The organism is Micromonospora sp. WMMD956, assembly GCF_029626125.1.
Taxonomy (GTDB): Bacteria; Actinomycetota; Actinomycetes; order Mycobacteriales; family Micromonosporaceae; genus Micromonospora; species Micromonospora carbonacea.
In genome coordinates, this window is sequence record NZ_JARUBI010000005.1 from 6,515,725 (window position 1) to 6,531,940 (window position 16,216).

Here is a 16,216-nt window from a genome sequence, read left to right on the forward strand (position 1 = left end):
GCGGTCGCCGTGACCCGCCAACGGTTTCTGCCGTTCTCCCGGAGCCGGCCGTCGTCGGGGGTCGGACGTCGAAGTACCGGACTACGGTGGTGGCGATGCAGGCGTACGAGACTCAGCAGGCAACCCGGGCAGCCATGTCGATCGGGGCGCAGCTCGGCCTGGTCGTCCGCGACGCCGCGGTCCTGCACAACTCGAACGCCCTCACCCTGCGTCTACAGCCCTGCGACGTGCTCGCCCGGGTGGCGCCGGTCGCACACCAGCGCGCCCAGCTCGAGGTGGACGTCGCTCGGGGGTTGGCCGAGGCCGGGAGCCCGGTGGCCACGCTGGAGTCGCCAGAGGTCTTCGTCCAGAACGACTACGTCGTCACCCTCTGGACCTACTACGAACCGGTGGCCGCCCAGCCGGTCCCCAACGCCGAGTACGTCGGCGCGCTCGAACGCCTGCACGCCGGCATGCGCAGGATCGCCCTGCCCGCCCCGCACTTCACCGACCGGGTCTCTGCGGCCGAGAGGCTGGTGGCCGACCACGCCCGAACGCCCGAACTTGTCGCCCCGGACCGGGTCTTCCTCTCCGGCACGTTGACCCGCATGCGACGAGCGGTCACCGACAGCAGCCGGCCCGAGCAGCTCCTGCACGGCGAACCCCATCCGGGAAACCTGCTCTCGACCCGGGCCGGCCCGCTCTTCATCGACTTCGAGACGTGCTGCCGGGGGCCGGTCGAGTTCGACCTGGCCCACACGCCCGACGACGTCGGCGACCACTACCCGGGCGTCGATCGCCGGTTGCTCCGAGACTGCCGGGCCCTCGTGCTGGCGATGATCACCGTGTGGCGCTGGGATCGCGACGACCAGTTCCCCGACGGCCGCCGGCTCGGCATCGAGTGGCTGAACGAACTCCGCAGGACAGCGGCCGCCCTAGACGAGTAAGCCGACTCTGGACCGGGACCGGACTCCGGGGTCACACCCAGGCGCTCTGGCAGCCACCGTCATGCCCTCACGGTCAAGGTGTGGCTGAACGTGATCGGCGGGTGGCAGTGACGCTGCCGGTGTCGATTCCCGACAGTCTCCATGCCCCCTGCTGGAGTGCGCCAGGTCCGTCCACCGCGAGTGGGCGTCGGCAGCGGCGCGCACGGTGCGGCCCGTCGACCACGCGATGAACCACCCGCTCAACGCGGCGGCGCAGACCGACCCGCTCGAATCACGCGTGGACGAACTCCGCGAGCGGCTACCGCCCGACGCGATGATCATCGGCGGTGCCGGGGACAGCCACCCCGCCGATGCGCTGCGCCGGGATGCCTTGTTGCGGGCGCTCCCTGGGCGATGCGGGGGAGGGAGCCCCGACCCGTCGCAGCGTTGATCGGACCCACCTCCTCGGACAGTGCGCGTGCGCGGCGGGGGTGACCGTGTCGCTTGCCCGTGCGCGAGGATGGGACCATGGGTGAGGAACAGCGACTGGCCGGCGGCAACACCGGCGGAGCGGTCCGCATCGGCGACACGGTACGGCGCACGCCGGGGCCGTGGACGCCGTCGGTGCACGCGCTGCTGCGGCACCTGGAGGCGGTCGGCTTCGACGGGGCGCCCCGGGCGCGGGGCTTCGACGAGCACGGGCGGGAGGTCCTGTCGTTCCTGCCCGGGGAGACGGTCGGCGTCACCCGGCCGTGGCCGGCCTGGGCGCACAGCGACGACGCGCTGTGCCAGGTCACGCGGTGGCTGCGGGACCTGCACGCCGCGGTGGTGGGTTTCGTGCCGCCCGCCGGGGCGCGGTGGCGCGAGGGCGGCGTCTGGCGGCCGGGCCTGATCGTCGGGCACAACGACGCGGCCCCGTACAACGCGGCGTGGGCCGACGGGCGGCTCGTCGGGTTCTTCGACTGGGACCTCGCCGCCCCGGTCACCCGCGAGTGGGACCTGGCGTTCACCGCGTTCGCCTGGGTGCCGCTGCACGCCCGGCACGTGGTGGCCGCCGAGGGGTTCACGGCGTTCGCGGACCGGCCCCGGCGGCTGCGGATGTTCCTCGACGCCTATGGCCACCCCGGGCCGGTGGGGCCGTTCGTCGAGGTGGTCCGCCGGCGGGTGGCCGCCTCGGCCGAGGACATCCGCCGCACGGCGGCGGCGGGCGACCCCGCGTACCGGTCGATGGTCGACCACGGCGTCGACGCCGCGCTGGAGACGGCGGTGCGGGAGCTGGCCGACTTCCCGGCCGGGTGAGGCGGCGTCGGGTTGACACGACCGGCAGGGCGCGCTATCAAAGAACCAGGAACTTGAGTCACCCAGACTCAACCCGATGCCTTCGGCCAGGAGAACCGAGGAGGAACCACGATGTTGATGCGCACCGACCCGTTCCGTGAGATCGACCGGCTCGCCGAGCAGCTGCTGGGCACCAACTCCCGGCCCGCCGTGATGCACATGGACGCCTACCGCGACGGCGACTACTTCTACGCCGCGTTCGACCTGCCCGGGGTGGACCCGGACAGCATCGACTGCACCGTCGAGCGCAACGTGCTGACCGTCCGCGCGCAGCGCCGCCGCCCGACCGGCGACAACGTCGAACTCGTCGCCGCGGAGCGCCCCATGGGCACGTTCAGCCGGCAGCTGTTCCTCAGCGACACCCTCGACACCGACCGCCTCGAGGCGGGCTACGACAACGGGGTGCTGACCCTGCGCATCCCCGTGGCCGAGCGGGCCAAGCCCCGCCGGGTGGCCATCGCCACCAGCGGCAACGGCCACCGGCAGATCGACGCCTGACTGCGCCGACGCGATCAGGGCACCCCGCGTCGGGTGCCCTGATCGCCACGACACCGCCGCCCCGGCGTAAACCGGTCGCGGGCGGCGGCGGGGAATGCCAGACTCGACGACGTCCCCGTAGCCGAGACACCGGAGCCGACCAGCACATGTGATCCCGCAGGCCGCGGCCGGGCCGACCGCCCCGCCGCCACGCGCACCGACCGGCCGCCCGTCGTGGGCGCGCCGGCCCGCCTGCCGTCCCGCGGAGGATCACCGTGTTGAAGGCCGTGTCCGTCAGCAAGCAGTACGACGCCGAGCCGCTGTTCACCGGCGTCGACCTGATCGTCAACGCCGGCGACCGGGTCGGCCTGGTCGGCCCCAACGGGGTCGGCAAGTCCACCCTCCTGCGGGTGCTCACCGGGGCCGAGCCGCCGTCGACCGGGCACGTCGCCGTCGTCCCCGGCACCCGGATCGGCTACTTCGCCCCGCAGCCGCCCGACCCGACCGTCACCGTCGGGCAGTTCCTCGCCGCCGGCCTCGGCGAACTGGGCCGCCTCGACCGGCGGCTGCGGGCCCTGGAACGGCGGCTGGCCCGCGGGGACACCGCCGCCCTGGACGCCTACGGCGAGGCGCAGGACCGCTTCGCCGCCCTGGACGGGTGGCGGGCGCAGACCCGGCTGGCCGAGGCCCGCCAGCGCCTCGACGTGGCCGACCTGCCCGACGACGCGCCGCTGCACCGCGTCAGCGGCGGCGAGCAGGCCCGGCTGACCCTGGCCCGGGTGCTCCTGGACACCCCGGACCTGCTGATCCTCGACGAACCGACCAACCACCTCGACGCCGACGGCATCGCCTGGCTCGGCGGCTGGCTCGCCGCGTTCGACGGCGGCGTGCTGGTGGCCAGCCACGACCGGGCGTTCCTCGACCGCACCGTCACCCGCATCGTCGAACTCGACGGCATCCACGACACGCCGCAGACGTACACCGGCGGGTACACCGCCTACCGGGCGGAGAAGACCCGCCGCTGGCAGCGGCTGCTGCTGGACTACGAGGCACAGGAGAAGGCCCACCAGCGGCTGCTGGCCGACATCGCCCGCACCAAGGAACACGCGCGCGGGGTGGAGCTGACGGTGCGCCGCGGCCTCGGCGCCGACCAGGCGCGCCGCTACGCGAAGAAGGTCGCGCGCAAGGCCACGGCGCGGCAGCGGCGGCTACGCCGGCAGATGGACTCGCTGCGGTGGCTGGCGCAGCCGCAGACCCGCCCGACGCTGACCCTGACGTTGCCCGACCCGGCCGGCGACGACGGCCGGGAGGTTCTCGCCGCGCGGGGCCTGACCGCCCACGCCGGCGACCGGTCCCTGTTCGCGGGCGTGGACCTGCGGCTGCACGCCGGCGACCGGGTGCTGCTCACCGGCGACAACGGGACCGGCAAGACCACGCTGCTGCGCATCCTCGCCGGCCTGCGCGACCCCGACGCCGGCCGGGTCGACCGCGGCGCGCCGGTGGCGCTGCTGCCGCAGACCCACGACGCGCTGCGCACCGACGTCGCGGTGCTGACGTGGTTCCGCTCCCAGGTGCCCGTGTACGTCGACGAGGCCGAACGGCTGCTCGACGCGCACCTGTTCGGCCCGGAGCAGTGGGACCAGCCGCTGCGGCTGCTGTCGGCCGGGGAGCTGCGCCGGCTGGTGCTGGCGGCCATGGTGAACGGCCCGGCGCGGGTGCTGCTGCTCGACGAGCCCACGAACTTCCTCGACTTCGACGCCCTGGACGTGGTGCAGGAGGCGCTGCGCGCGTACCGGGGCACGGTGGTGCTGGTGACCCACGACGTGTGGTTCGCCGACGCGGTCGGCTACGACCGGCGGTGGCGGGTCGGCGGCGGCGGGGTCGACGAGCAACCGGCGGACGGCGGCGGGCGGCCGGGTCGGGAAACCCCTCGGGCGCGCCTCACCGCCGACACGCACGGAGGCTGAGAACCTTTCACCCATGCTTCGTCCCGAGTTTCCGGTGCTGCCGCGTGGCGTGGCCCGACCGGCCCTGCGCGGGGCCGGTCCGGGTGACTTCACCGAGGCGTGGCTGCGTAACCGCCGGTTGTCCGAACACACCCGCGACGCGTACCGGCGGGACGTGTCGGGCTGGCTGGCGTGGTGCCGGGCGCGGGAGCTGGACCCGCTGCGGGCGAACTTCCTCGACGTCAACGCCTACGGCCGGGAGCTGGAGGCCACCCCGGCGGCGCGCAGCGGCCGGCCGTTGACCCCGGCGACGGTGGCCCGCAAACTGTCGGCCCTGTCGAGCTGGTACGACTTCCTGGTCAAGCTGCGGGCGGTGGAGGCGAACCCGGTGACGGCGGCCGACCGGCCGCGCGTCGACCGGGACCACTCCTCGACGGTCGGGTTGACCCCGCAGGAGGTGGACGCGCTGCTGGCCGCCGCGCAGGCCGAGACGGGGCCGACGGCGGCCCGTAACCGGGCGGCGGTGGCGCTGCTGGCCGACCTCGGGTTGCGGGTGGGGGAGCTGGTATCGCTGGACGTGTCGGACCTGGGCGCGGAGCGGGGGCACCGTAGTGTCCGGTTCGTCGGCAAGGGCGGCAAGCCGCGGCGGCGGGCGCTGACCCCGTCGACGGCGTACGAGGTGGACGCCTACCTCGCGCAGCGGGCGGCGGCGCGGGGGGTGGGCGTCCACGAGGTGACCGGGCCGCTGCTGGTCACCGCGACCGGCGCGCGGCTGGACCGGCACTCGGTGTTCCGGCTGGTGCGGCGGCTGGCCCGGGTGGCGGGCATCCCGGCGTGGGAGAAGCTGTCGCCGCACTCGCTGCGGCACGCGTTCGCCACGACGGCCCGCGCGGAGGGGGTGCCGTTGGAGGACGTGCAGGACGCGATGGGCCACGCCGACCCGCGCACCACCCGCCGCTACGACCGGGACCGGCACAACCTGGACCGCGACCCGGCGTACGCGATCTGGGCGGCGCGGGCCCGGCGGCGCGCCTGACGCGTCAGCAGAGCAGGTCGAGGTGGCGGTGGGCGTCGGCGGAGATGTCGTCGTGGCGCAGCCGCCGCCGCGCCCACAGCTCGGCGGCGACGCGGGCCTGCTCGTCGCCCCACGCGGCGTGTTCGACGAGCAGGGCGCAGGTCGTCGCCGCCGCCAGGCGCAACGCCAGCGCGCGGGCGCCGGCGACGACGCCGGTGGCGCGCGGGTCGGCGACGACGGCGGCGAGGGCGGCGGTCAGCTCCCCGGTGACGTCGGCGAGGATGTCGGCCAGGACGGGTGACAGCGGCCGGGCCAGGTCGACGGCGGCGGCGAGGCGGCGCAGCAGGGGCGCGTCGGCGTTCTCGCGGGCGACGGCGCGCAGCACGTCCAGGGCGAGGACGTTGGTGGTGCCCTCCCAGATGGGCAGGACCTGCGCGTCGCGCAGCAGCCGGGGCACGCCGGTGTCCTCGACGTACCCGGCGCCGCCGAACGCCTCCACGTACTCGCTGGCGCAGGCCACGGCGAGGCGGCCGGTGGCGAGCTTCGCCAGGGGCGCGACGACCCGCAGCTCGGCGGCGGCGTCCACGTCGGCGTCGACCTCGACGCGGCCCAGCAGCGCGAACGCGTGCCCGGCCAGGGCGAACGCGGCGGCGGCGTCGACGGCGAGCGCGCCGAGGGTGGCCCGGTGCAGCGGACTGTCGGCGAGGCGTCCCCCGGCGACGGCGCGGGCGGTGGCGTAGGCGCGGGCGTAGTCGAGGCCCCGGCGGATCCCGCCGGCCGCGGCGGCGGCGTTGTGCACCCGGGTCACCACCACCAGGGTCATCGCCCGGGCCAGGCCGGGCACGTCCGGGTCACCCAGCGGCAGCGCGTACGCGTCGGTCAGGCCGATCTCGGCGGTCGGCAGCGCCCACGTGCCCAGCTTGTCCTTGAGCCGGTGCACGGTGACGCCGGGGGCGGGCGAGTCGGCGGCGACGGTGACCCCGGACAGGGGCGAGTCGGCGGCGTAGCGGGGCACCAGGAACGGGGCGAGCACCCGGCTGCCCCGCCCGGCCCCCTCGGGTCGGGCCAGGGCCACCGCCATCGGCGCGTCGGCGGCGGAGCAGAACCACTTCTGCCCGGTCAGCCGCCACGACCCGTCGGCGGCGGGCCGGCCGATGGTGCTGGACCCGGACAGGTCGGAGCCGCCCTGCGACTCGGTCATCCACTGCCCGGACACGATCGCCGTGCCGGGGTCGGTGGAGGTCAGCCGGGGCAGCCACGCGTCGCGCACGCCCGCGTCGACGTCGGGCAGGCTCAGCAGCGCCGCCGCCCCGTCGGCCATGGCCACCGGGCAGGAGAACGTGGCCGACTCCGGCCCGTACAGGTGCAGCAGGGCGTGTTGGACGACCCGCGCGCCGGCCCCCCACCGCTGCCGCGCGAACGCCTGGTAGGGCAGGGCGACCACGGCGTGCCGGGCGGCGGCGGCCCGTTGGGCCTGCCACCCGGCGGAGGTGTCGATGCGGTCGACGCGCGCGCCCCACGGGTCGTAGCGGACCAGGACCGGCGGGTGGGCCTCGGCGTCGGCGTGCGCGGCGCGCAGCGGCCCGGCCACGTCGGCGGCCAGGTCGACCAGCCGGGGCTGCGCGGCGTCGTGCCCGGCCGGGCCGAGCAGGCGGCGCAGCCAGGACCGCAGCAGCGCATCGCCGGTGTACGGGTCGTCGGGGGTGGGCACCGGCTGCACGTAACGGGTCATCGTCGCCTCGCCTCCGCAGGGTCGTGTCCGTGTGCCGCCGACCGTAGACGATGCGGCCGGGCGGGGCGACCCGGGGCGAGTGCCTGCGCGGCGGCGGCGGATGGGCCTACGGTCGACGTGATGGGCGGTGGGCAGCAGTGGACGCGGCCGGCGCGGCGGGGCCGGCCGGCGCGCACCGGGCTGCTGGCCGCCGGCGCGGGGCTGGGGCTGTGCCTGGTGGGGGTGGCCGGGCTGGGCGCGTGGAACGTGCAGATGCTGGCCGGGGCCGGCGACCAGGTCCGCGACAGCGCCGACGGGTTCCTGCGGGAGGTCGCCGCGGGCGACGTGGAGCGGGCCTACGAGCGGCTGTGCGCGCAGTCGCGCAGCCGGTGGAGCGCGGCCGGGTTCGCCGCCTGGGTGCGCACGCCGCCGGTGGTCACCGGCTACGAGGTCGTCGACGTGTCGGTGCGCACCAAGGGGGGCCGGCCGACCGGGACGGTGCGCGCCCGGCTGACCCGCGACGGCGGCGCGGGCGAGGAACGCACGGTGCCGATGGCGCAGGAGGACGGCGACTGGCGGGTCTGCGGTGACCCGTTCTGACCGACCGTCTACCGCAGGACCGCCTCGCCCCACACCGCCGTGTCACCACAGGGGGTGATGCCGATGCTGTCGACCTCCAGCGTCAGCCGTAGCCCGTTGCTGACGCCGACATCCACCGTGGCGGTCTCACCGAGACGCAGGTCGCGCTGGAACAGCACCTTGCGGTCGACGAGCACCCGGAAGCGGGTGTGCGCGTCGTCCGGGGCGTCGTCGGGCAGGCCGATGGTGGACCGCAACCGCGAGTAACGCCTGCCGAGATGGAACGACTCGGTCGGATCGTCCGTCGACGAGCAGGTAGAGCCGATGACGCTACGCGGGTGCGGTGTGCCGTCGACGGTGGCCGCGCCGTGCCGCCAACCACGGCCGCCGTCGACGGCTGCCAGGTCGGCCAGCCAGGTCTCCACCGGGGTGTCGGCTGTCGTCGCGCCCGGGGTGGGGCTGTTCGTCGTCGGGCCGGTCGGGTGGGACACGGCCGTCGTCGGGCCGGTCGAGGGGGACGCGGCCGTCGTCTGCTGTGCCGGGCCGGCTGGTGGGGACGGCCGCAGGGCGTACCCGAAGATCCCCGCGCCGACGACGGCGACGGCCAGGCCCACCACCGCCGTACGGTCGACCGGCTGGCCCAGCCGCCGCACCAGCAGATAGCTGCCGGCCAGGACGGCACCCAGGCTGCCTGCCCAGACGATCGGTCTGCCGCCGCCGGCCAGCAGCGCGGCCACCGCCGCCACGTCGGCGGCCACGCCGACGCCCTGTGGCAGCAGCCGGGACCGGGGCGTGGACGTGGCGTCGCCCGTCGTCGCGGTCGTCATGCGAGTCTCCTCACCGGTCGGCTTCGCGTATCGGACCGGGGCAGTTCTACCAAAGTCCACGCCGTGCCGGGGTGCCGCCACGACGGCGAGGCCGGCGATCGGCAGGACAGGCGGGCGCGCTGTCGCGCATCCGACTTCAGTCGCGGGGGCCCAGCTCGCCGGCGCGGTAGTGCCGCCGGCACAGCACCTGGTAGCGCACGTCGGCGGTGTCCACGGTGTCGCCGATGACGACCTGTTCGCCCTCGCGCACGACCCGGCCGTCGATGACGCGGGCGTTGAGCAGCCCCTCGCGGCCGCACCAGCACAGCACCTCGACCTGGATGCGGGCGACGGAGTCGGCGAGTTCGAACAGCCGCCGGGCGGCGGGGAACAGGCAGGACCGGAAGTCGGTCGCCAGGCCGAACGCGTAGACGTCGACGTCGTAGTTGTCGACGAGGTCGGCCATCTGCTCGACGTGTTCAAGGTCGTAGAAGGACGCCTCGTCGCAGATGAGGTAGTCCACGCGCACCCCCTCCGCCCAGGCGTCGTTGACCAGGTCGCGCAGGTCGAGGCCGTCGGTGACCTCGATCGCGGCGTGGGCCAGGCCGATGCGGGTGGTGACCTGCGGGCCCAGGGACCGGTCGATGCGGGTGGTGACCAGGCCGCGGCGGCCCTGCCGGGCGTGGTTGTGGTTCATCTGCAGGGCCATCGTGGACTTGCCGCAGTCCATCGGCCCCCAGAAGAACCGCAGGGCGGCGGCGTGCAGCGGACGGCCGTCGGCGCCCCGGGTGGCGGCGCAGCCGCGGCGGGGGTCGTCGTCCGGGCCCGGGAGGGGCCGGGCCAGGCAGATCGGGGCGGCAGCGGCGTCGTCGGTCACGTCGGGGCAGCCTAGCCGATCGAGCGCCGCCGATCGGCCCGGCGCGTGTGCCGCCCTACAGCACCCGCGGCGGGGTGTTGCCGGCGGCGACGATCGCCCGGCGGATCGGCACGGCGGCCAGCAACGCGAACCCGACCACGAAGAAGATCAGCAGGGAGACCAGGCCCACCCGGTAGGAGGCGGTGAGCTGGAACACCAGCCCGAACGCGAGGGGCCCGAGCCAGCTGGTGCCCTTGTCGCTGATCTCGTAGAAGCCGTAGTACTCGCCTTCCTTGCCGGCGGGGATGAGCTGGCTGAACAGCGACCGGCTCAACGCCTGGCTACCGCCGAGGACCAGCCCGATGGCCCCGCCGAGGATCATGAACGGCAGCGGCGCCTCGGCGGGCAGCCGGAACGCGGCGACGATCACCCCGGTCCACAGCACGAGGCTGAGCAGCACCGTCTTCCACGCCCCGATGCGCCGGGCCAGCGCGCCCAGGGCCAGCGCCCCGCCGAAGGCGAGGAACTGCACCAGCAGGATGGTGGTGATCAGGGTGCTCTGCCCCAGCCGCAGCTCCTCGGTGCCGTACTGACTGGCCAGGGTGATCACGGTCTGGATGCCGTCGTTGTAGACCAGGAACGCCAGCAGGAAGAACAGCGTCAACGGGTACGCCTTGACCTCGCGCAGGGTGCGGCCGAGCTGCCGGAACCCGTCGGTGAGCACGTTGCCGCCGCCGGCCGACGCGGCGGCGGCGGGGCGCTCGCGCAGCCAGCGCAGCGGCACGAGGGTGAACACGGCCCACCACACGCCGGCCGACACGATCGACCAGCGGGCCAGGTCCAGGGTGCGCTGCGGGTCGCCCTCCTCGGCGAGCATGGTCACCGCGACGAGGTTCGCGGCCAGCAGCAGGCCGCCGCCGAGGTAGCCGATGGCCCAGCCGCGGCTGGAGATGCCGTCGCGTTCGTCGGGGCCGCCCAGCTGCGGCAGGAACGAGTTGTAGACCACCACGGCCGCCCCGAAGGCGATGTTGGCCACCAGGAACAGCGCCCCGCCGAGCAGGTACCGCTCGCCGGTGACGAACGCGAACGCGATCGTCGCCCCCGCGCCGGTGAACGCCGCCGCGCCCAGCAGCCGCTTCTTGTGCGCCGACCGGTCGGCGACCGCGCCGACCACCGGCAGCACGAACACGGTCAGGAACACCGACAGGGAGATCAGATACGGGTAATAGGAGCCGGCGGCGACCCGGATGCCCAGCGGGTGCACGTACCCGTCGCAGGTGTCGGCGCCCAGCTCGCAGCCGGCGGCCAGCTCGGTGACGGTGGTCAGGAACGGGCCGAGGAACACGGTGATCACGGTCGTCTGGAACGCCGAGTTCGCCCAGTCGTAGAGGTACCAGCCGCGCCGCTCGCGGGCGGTGCTGGCAGGCGGCAGGGACGCCACGTCAGGGGTGACCGTCTCGGCCATCGGTTTCCTCCGCCGGTCTCAGGCGGCCCAGTGGCCGCGGCTGCGGTAGACGTCGCGCAGCACGCCGACGTGATCGGTCATGATGCCATCCACCCCAAGATCAAGTAACTCGTGCATCTCGGCAGGTTCGTCGATCGTCCAGACGTGCACGTGCAACCCCAGCCCGTGCGCGTACGCGAGGAACCGGCGGTCGACCACGGGCAGCCGGCCGAAGCGGGGCGGCACCTGCGCCGCCACCACCGACGGGTGCAGCCGCACCGGCCGCCCGTGCAGCGACGCCACCCGCAGCCGGGCCACCCCGCGTGCGCCCAGCCCCGTGGCGACCCGCCCGTGCGTGGCCGCCCGCAGCCGGGCCAGCCGGGCGTCGCTGAACGAGGCCAGCAGCACCCGGTCGGCGGCGGCCGCCCGCCCCAGCGCGGCGACGGTCGGCGTGACCGCCCCGTCGGCCTTCACGTCGACGTTGAACCGCACCTGCGGCCAGGAGCCGAGCACGTCGTCGAGGCGCGGCACCACGGCCGCCCCGCCGACGCGCACCGACGCCAGGTCCGCCCAACGCAGGTCCGCGATGCGCCCCGGCTGCCCGGTGACCCGCCGCAGGGTCGCGTCGTGGAACACCACGGCCACCCCGTCGGCGGTGGCGTGCACGTCGGTCTCGACGTACCGGTAGCCGAGGCCGACGGCACGGGTGAACGCCTCGGCGGTGTTCTCGTCGCCGTGGGCCGCGCCGCCACGGTGGGCGAACGCCAGCGGCGCGGGCGCGTCGAGATAGGCGGCGGGCGAGGGCACGCCCGGCAGTATGCCCCGCCGGGGCCCACGCCGGATGGCCGGCAGGTGACCGGCGGGCCACGCCGACGCCCCGGGAGGCGTCAGGGCAGCCGGCGGCGGTGCGCCCGGGAGGTGTCGACGGGCCGGCCCGGGTCGACGTGGCGCGGCAGGTCGGGCTCGTCGGGGCGCAGCGGCACCAGGGCGTCGGTGATCGCGTCGATGATCCGGTCGGTGACCCGCCGGGCCGCGCCCGGCGCGTCGGCGGCCACGTCGCCCAACGCGACCGGGTCGCCGAAGCGCACCCGCACCACCGGCCGCCGCCACAGCGCCCGGGCCACGGCGCGCAGCATGCCTTTCGGCGCCCGGTACGGCAGCACCTCGTGCGAGCCCCACTGCGCCACGGGCACGACCGTCGCGCCGCTGGCCAGGGCGAGCCGGGCGGTGCCCGTCTTGCCGCGCTCGGGCCACAGGCCCGGGTCCAGCCCGATGCGGCCCTCCGGATACACCAGGATCACCGACCCGGCCGCCACGGCGCGCGCCGCGTCGTCCAGGGCCCGGTGCACTGCCGCGGTGCCCCGGTCGACGCGCAGGTGCCCGGCGTGCCGCATCGCCGCCCCCAGCAGTGGGGCGCGGAACAGCCCGCCGGTGGCCATGATCCGGGGGGAGACGCCGCGGGCGCGGCACGCGGCGGCCAGCACGAGCGGGTCGAAGGGGCTCAGGTGGTTGGCCGCCAGGATCAGCGGCCCCCGGCGCAGCCCGTCGGGCACGTCGCCGGTGACCTCCAGGCGGGCCAGGGCGCCGACGACGGCGCGGGCGAGCAGTTGGGCGCCGCGCCAGATCAGGGGCGGCTGCCAGCGGGCGGTGGGCGTGTCCATCAGCGGTCGATGGTCGCACGCCCGCGCCAGGGGCGGGGGAGAGGGGAGCGCGACTCCCGCCGGGCCGCCCGGCCGAGGTGATCAAGGTCATTGGTCCCGGGTCGGTCCGGGACCTCCGCCCCTGCCGAATCGTCTACGACGACGAGTAGTATCTACTACGTCTCGTAGTATGAAAGGCTGGGGGTTCCAGGTGGACGCGTTGGACGTCGCCCGCTGGCAGTTCGGTGTCACCACCGTCTACCACTTCCTGTTCGTGCCGCTGACCATCGGCCTGTCCGTGCTCGTCGCCATCCTCCAGACCATGTGGCACCGCACCGGCAACGAGCGCTACCTCAAACTCACCAAATTCTACGGAAAACTCTTCCTCATCAACTTCGCCATGGGCGTCGTCACCGGCATCGTCCAGGAATTCCAGTTCGGCATGAACTGGAGCGACTACTCCCGCTTCGTCGGCGACATCTTCGGCGCACCCCTGGCCATCGAAGCCCTCGTCGCCTTCTTCCTCGAATCCACCTTCATCGGCCTGTGGATCTTCGGCTGGGACCGCCTGCCCAAACGCCTCCACCTCGCCGCGATCTGGGCCGCCGCCATCGGCACCAACCTGTCGGCCTACTTCATCCTCGCCGCCAACTCGTTCATGCAGAACCCCGTCGGCTACCGCATCAACCCCGACACCGGCCGCGCCGAACTCACCGACTTCCTCGCCGTCCTCACCAACAAGGTCGCCCTCGTCACCTTCCCCCACACCCTCGCCGGATCCTTCCTCGTCGCCGGCTCCCTCGTCGTCACCGTCGGCCTCTGGCACGTCATGCGCAACCGCGACAGCGCCGACACCGGCGCCTACCGCTTCGCCACCAAGTTCGGCTCCTGGGTCGTCCTGGTCTCCTCGGCGCTCGTCCTGCTCACCGGCGACATCCAAGGCAAGATCATGACCGAGGTGCAGCCCATGAAGATGGCCGCCGCCGAAGGCCTCTACACCACCGAAAGCCCCGCCTCGTTCTCCGTGCTCACCGTCGGCAGCCTCGACGGCAGCCGCGAGATCTTCGCCCTCAAGATCCCCTACCTGCTGTCGTTCCTCGGCACCGGCGACCCCCACGGCACCGTCCAGGGCATCAACGACCTCCAGGCCCAATACGCCACCCAGTACGGCCCCGGCGACTACGCCCCCATCATCCCCGTCACCTACTGGAGCTTCCGCTTCATGATCGGCCTCGGCCTCGCCGCCGCCGCCATCGCCCTGCTCGTGCTCTGGAGCCAACGCAAGAACCGCACCCCCACCAACCGCTGGCTCCTGCGCGCCACCCTCGCCATGCCCGCCCTGCCCCTGCTCGCCAACTCCTTCGGCTGGATCTTCACCGAGATGGGCCGCCAACCCTGGATCGTCTTCGGCGAAATGCTCACCCGCAACGGCGTCTCCCGCACCGTCTCCCTCACCGAAGTCCTCACCTCCTTCACCGCCTTCACCCTCATCTACGCCACCCTCGCCGTCATCGAATTCAAACTCCTCCTGCGCTACGCCAAAGCCGGCGTACCCGAACCCACCCCCGAACCCGAACCCACCGACGACGACACCGAGCGCCCGCTCGCCTTCGCCTACTGACCCGGAGCCCCACCGTGGAACTCACCACCATCTGGTTTCTCCTCGTCGCCGTGCTCTTCACCGGCTACTTCATCCTCGAAGGCTTCGACTTCGGCGTCGGCATGCTCCTACCCGTCCTCGGCCGCGACGACCGCGAACGCCGCGTCCTCATCAACACCATCGGCCCCGTCTGGGACGGCAACGAGGTCTGGCTCATCACCGCCGGCGGCGCCATGTTCGCCGCCTTCCCCGAGTGGTACGCCACCCTCTTCTCCGGCTTCTACCTGCCCCTCCTGCTCATCCTCCTCGCCCTCATCGCCCGCGGCGTCGCCTTCGAATACCGCCACAAGCGCCCCGAACCCACCTGGAAACGCCGCTGGGACCACGCCATCTTCTGGGGCTCCGCCATCCCCGCCGTCCTGTGGGGCGTCGCCTTCGCCAACATCTTCCGCGGCGTCCCCCTGGACGCCGACCACGAATACGTCGGCGGCCTACTCGACCTGCTCCACCCCTACGCCCTGCTCGGCGGCCTGACCACCCTCGGCCTCTTCCTCACACACGGCGCCGTCTTCCTCGCCCTCAAGACCACCGGCGACATCCGCCACCGCGCCCGCGCCCTCGCCGTCAAACTCGGCGTCGGCACCGCCGTCGCCGCCGTCGCCTTCCTCACCTGGACCCTCACCATCCGCGCCAACACCGCCGCCATCACCCTCGCCGCCGGCGCCGCCATCACCCTCCTCGGCGGCCTCGCCGCCGCCCGCGCCCGCCGCGAAGGCTGGGCCTTCACCGGCACAGCCCTCGCCATCGCCCTCGCCGTCGCCACCCTCTTCACCGCCCTGTTCCCCAACGTCATGCCCTCCACGCTGGACCCCGCCGGCACCCTCACCGCCACCAACGCCGCCTCCACCCCCTACACCCTCAAGATCATGACCTGGGTGGCGGTCATCTTCACCCCCATCGTCCTGGCCTACCAAGGCTGGACCTACTGGGTCTTCCGCAAGCGCATCGGCGTCACCCACATCCCCACCCACTGACCACCCACCCCGGGACCGGCGCGCCCCCCACGCGCCGGCCCCCACACACCACACCGCCCCCGCCGCAACAGCGACGGGGGCGGACACGCGGGGGAGAGGCACCATCAACCCGCCTCGCGCAACTCCGCCAACCGCGCCTCGATCTCCGCCAACTCCGCCCGCAACTTCTCCGCCTGCTGCTCCGCCTCCGCCCGCTCCGCCGCCAGAATCTGCTCCACCGCCTCCTGCACCCCCGGAACATCCACCAACGCCACCATCCGCAACGCCTCCGCCGGCTTCACCACATACGGCTTCGCCAACGCCTTCGCACCCTGCTGCGCCGCCACCGTCCACTCACCCTCCGCATACGCCAACGTCACCGTCAACCCCGCCGGCCCCTTCGGCTTCACCACCTTCGCCGCCTTCACCGGCCGACGCGCCGGCTTCGCCTCCGCCAGCTCCTGCTCCTGCTGCTCCACCCTCGGCTCCTCCCGCCGCTGCGCCGGCACCCGCGGCGTGTCCAACACGAACTCCGGCTCCACCGCCACCGGCTCAGGATCCGGCTCCGGCTGCGCCTCCGCCGCCACAACAGCCGCCTTCCGACCCGCCCCCCGCGGCGCCACCGCCACATCGGCAGGGGAGAACGGCAACTCGTCACGCCCGAACCGCACCACCACGAACTCGTCCGACACCGCCGGATCCGTCAACTCCACCACCTGACCCACCTGACCGGCGATCTGACCAGCCGACGACGTGAACACCACCCTCGGCTTCCGGCCCGCCGCCAACGCCTCCCGGATGCTCTGCACCTCGTCAGTGGACAACCCCTGGCCCGCGGCAACCATCACAACCCTCTTCCGTACACCTGTCTGATCCTGCCTTGATA

Annotated in this window: 16 protein-coding genes; 9 read left to right on the top strand and 7 right to left on the bottom strand. The window is 74.0% G+C overall.

Features of this window, described 5'->3' with window-relative positions:
• The first annotated feature begins 95 nt into the window (after positions 1-95).
• From O7628_RS28215 to O7628_RS28240, 6 genes are all read left to right on the top strand, one after another.
• Positions 96-926 carry a phosphotransferase gene (locus O7628_RS28215; protein WP_278135211.1) on the top strand — a complete coding sequence of 277 codons (831 nt, stop codon included), beginning with the start codon at positions 96-98 and terminating at the stop codon, positions 924-926.
• A gap of 205 nt (positions 927-1,131) precedes the next feature.
• Positions 1,132-1,356 carry a hypothetical protein gene (locus tag O7628_RS28220; protein ID WP_278135213.1) on the top strand — a complete coding sequence of 75 codons (225 nt, stop codon included), beginning with the start codon at positions 1,132-1,134 and terminating at the stop codon, positions 1,354-1,356.
• A gap of 77 nt (positions 1,357-1,433) precedes the next feature.
• A complete protein-coding gene (locus tag O7628_RS28225; protein WP_278135216.1) occupies positions 1,434-2,204 on the top strand; it encodes an aminoglycoside phosphotransferase family protein in 771 nt (256 codons plus the stop codon).
• Positions 2,205-2,315: 111 nt separating this feature from the next.
• Positions 2,316-2,741, top strand: coding sequence for an Hsp20/alpha crystallin family protein (locus tag O7628_RS28230; protein ID WP_278135219.1), 426 nt, complete (start codon positions 2,316-2,318; stop codon positions 2,739-2,741).
• A gap of 266 nt (positions 2,742-3,007) precedes the next feature.
• Positions 3,008-4,687 carry an ABC-F family ATP-binding cassette domain-containing protein gene (locus O7628_RS28235; protein ID WP_278135221.1) on the top strand — a complete coding sequence of 560 codons (1,680 nt, stop codon included), beginning with the start codon at positions 3,008-3,010 and terminating at the stop codon, positions 4,685-4,687.
• 13 nt (positions 4,688-4,700) lie between these two features.
• Positions 4,701-5,702 carry a tyrosine-type recombinase/integrase gene (locus O7628_RS28240; protein ID WP_074476412.1) on the top strand — a complete coding sequence of 334 codons (1,002 nt, stop codon included), beginning with the start codon at positions 4,701-4,703 and terminating at the stop codon, positions 5,700-5,702.
• A 4-nt stretch (positions 5,703-5,706) separates the two neighbouring features.
• Here O7628_RS28240 and O7628_RS28245 read toward each other — a convergent pair whose 3' ends face one another.
• The gene (locus tag O7628_RS28245) at positions 5,707-7,413 is read right to left on the bottom strand and encodes an acyl-CoA dehydrogenase family protein (protein ID WP_278135225.1); all 1,707 of its coding nucleotides are present in this window, start codon (positions 7,411-7,413) and stop codon (positions 5,707-5,709) included.
• A gap of 120 nt (positions 7,414-7,533) precedes the next feature.
• Between O7628_RS28245 and O7628_RS28250 the strand changes: the two genes are divergently transcribed.
• Positions 7,534-7,992, top strand: coding sequence for a hypothetical protein (locus O7628_RS28250; RefSeq protein ID WP_278135228.1), 459 nt, complete (start codon positions 7,534-7,536; stop codon positions 7,990-7,992).
• 8 nt (positions 7,993-8,000) lie between these two features.
• Here the strand turns inward: O7628_RS28250 and O7628_RS28255 are convergent, their stop codons facing one another.
• The 5 genes from O7628_RS28255 to O7628_RS28275 form a co-directional block, all read right to left on the bottom strand.
• On the bottom strand, positions 8,001-8,798 hold the full coding sequence (locus O7628_RS28255) for an NPCBM/NEW2 domain-containing protein (RefSeq protein WP_278135230.1): 798 nt from the start codon (positions 8,796-8,798) through the stop codon (positions 8,001-8,003).
• A gap of 136 nt (positions 8,799-8,934) precedes the next feature.
• Entirely contained in the window at positions 8,935-9,621 is a 687-nt protein-coding gene (locus O7628_RS28260; RefSeq protein ID WP_221487322.1) for a thymidine kinase, read from the bottom strand.
• Between the two features lie 88 nt (positions 9,622-9,709).
• A complete protein-coding gene (locus tag O7628_RS28265; protein ID WP_278135232.1) occupies positions 9,710-11,098 on the bottom strand; it encodes an MFS transporter in 1,389 nt (462 codons plus the stop codon).
• 18 nt (positions 11,099-11,116) lie between these two features.
• Entirely contained in the window at positions 11,117-11,884 is a 768-nt protein-coding gene (locus tag O7628_RS28270; RefSeq protein WP_278135234.1) for a glycerophosphodiester phosphodiesterase family protein, read from the bottom strand.
• Positions 11,885-11,964: 80 nt separating this feature from the next.
• Complete coding sequence (locus O7628_RS28275; protein ID WP_278135236.1) at positions 11,965-12,738, bottom strand: lysophospholipid acyltransferase family protein; 774 nt, start codon at positions 12,736-12,738, stop codon at positions 11,965-11,967.
• 190 nt (positions 12,739-12,928) lie between these two features.
• On the opposite strand from O7628_RS28275, the gene O7628_RS28280 reads away from it, so the two are divergent.
• Both O7628_RS28280 and cydB read left to right on the top strand, forming a co-directional pair.
• A complete protein-coding gene (locus tag O7628_RS28280; RefSeq protein WP_278136430.1) occupies positions 12,929-14,338 on the top strand; it encodes a cytochrome ubiquinol oxidase subunit I in 1,410 nt (469 codons plus the stop codon).
• 14 nt (positions 14,339-14,352) lie between these two features.
• Complete coding sequence (gene cydB, locus O7628_RS28285; RefSeq protein WP_278135238.1) at positions 14,353-15,351, top strand: cytochrome d ubiquinol oxidase subunit II; 999 nt, start codon at positions 14,353-14,355, stop codon at positions 15,349-15,351.
• Positions 15,352-15,455: 104 nt separating this feature from the next.
• Here the strand turns inward: cydB and O7628_RS28290 are convergent, their stop codons facing one another.
• Entirely contained in the window at positions 15,456-16,175 is a 720-nt protein-coding gene (locus O7628_RS28290) for a hypothetical protein (protein WP_074476521.1), read from the bottom strand.
• Positions 16,176-16,216: the final 41 nt, after the last annotated feature.

Bases quoted from the DNA above. Each gene is read 5' to 3' on its own strand.
- O7628_RS28250 (WP_278135228.1), top strand. From the start codon at position 7,534: ATGGGCGGTGGGCAGCAGTGGACGCGGCCGGCGCGGCGGGGCCGGCCG.
- O7628_RS28290 (WP_074476521.1), bottom strand. From the start codon at position 16,175: ATGGTTGCCGCGGGCCAGGGGTTGTCCACTGACGAGGTGCAGAGCATC.
- O7628_RS28245 (WP_278135225.1), bottom strand. From the start codon at position 7,413: ATGACCCGTTACGTGCAGCCGGTGCCCACCCCCGACGACCCGTACACC.
- O7628_RS28255 (WP_278135230.1), bottom strand. From the start codon at position 8,798: ATGACGACCGCGACGACGGGCGACGCCACGTCCACGCCCCGGTCCCGG.
- O7628_RS28215 (WP_278135211.1), top strand. From the start codon at position 96: ATGCAGGCGTACGAGACTCAGCAGGCAACCCGGGCAGCCATGTCGATC.
- O7628_RS28230 (WP_278135219.1), top strand. From the start codon at position 2,316: ATGTTGATGCGCACCGACCCGTTCCGTGAGATCGACCGGCTCGCCGAG.
- O7628_RS28225 (WP_278135216.1), top strand. From the start codon at position 1,434: ATGGGTGAGGAACAGCGACTGGCCGGCGGCAACACCGGCGGAGCGGTC.
- O7628_RS28265 (WP_278135232.1), bottom strand. From the start codon at position 11,098: ATGGCCGAGACGGTCACCCCTGACGTGGCGTCCCTGCCGCCTGCCAGC.
- O7628_RS28240 (WP_074476412.1), top strand. From the start codon at position 4,701: ATGCTTCGTCCCGAGTTTCCGGTGCTGCCGCGTGGCGTGGCCCGACCG.
- O7628_RS28275 (WP_278135236.1), bottom strand. From the start codon at position 12,738: ATGGACACGCCCACCGCCCGCTGGCAGCCGCCCCTGATCTGGCGCGGC.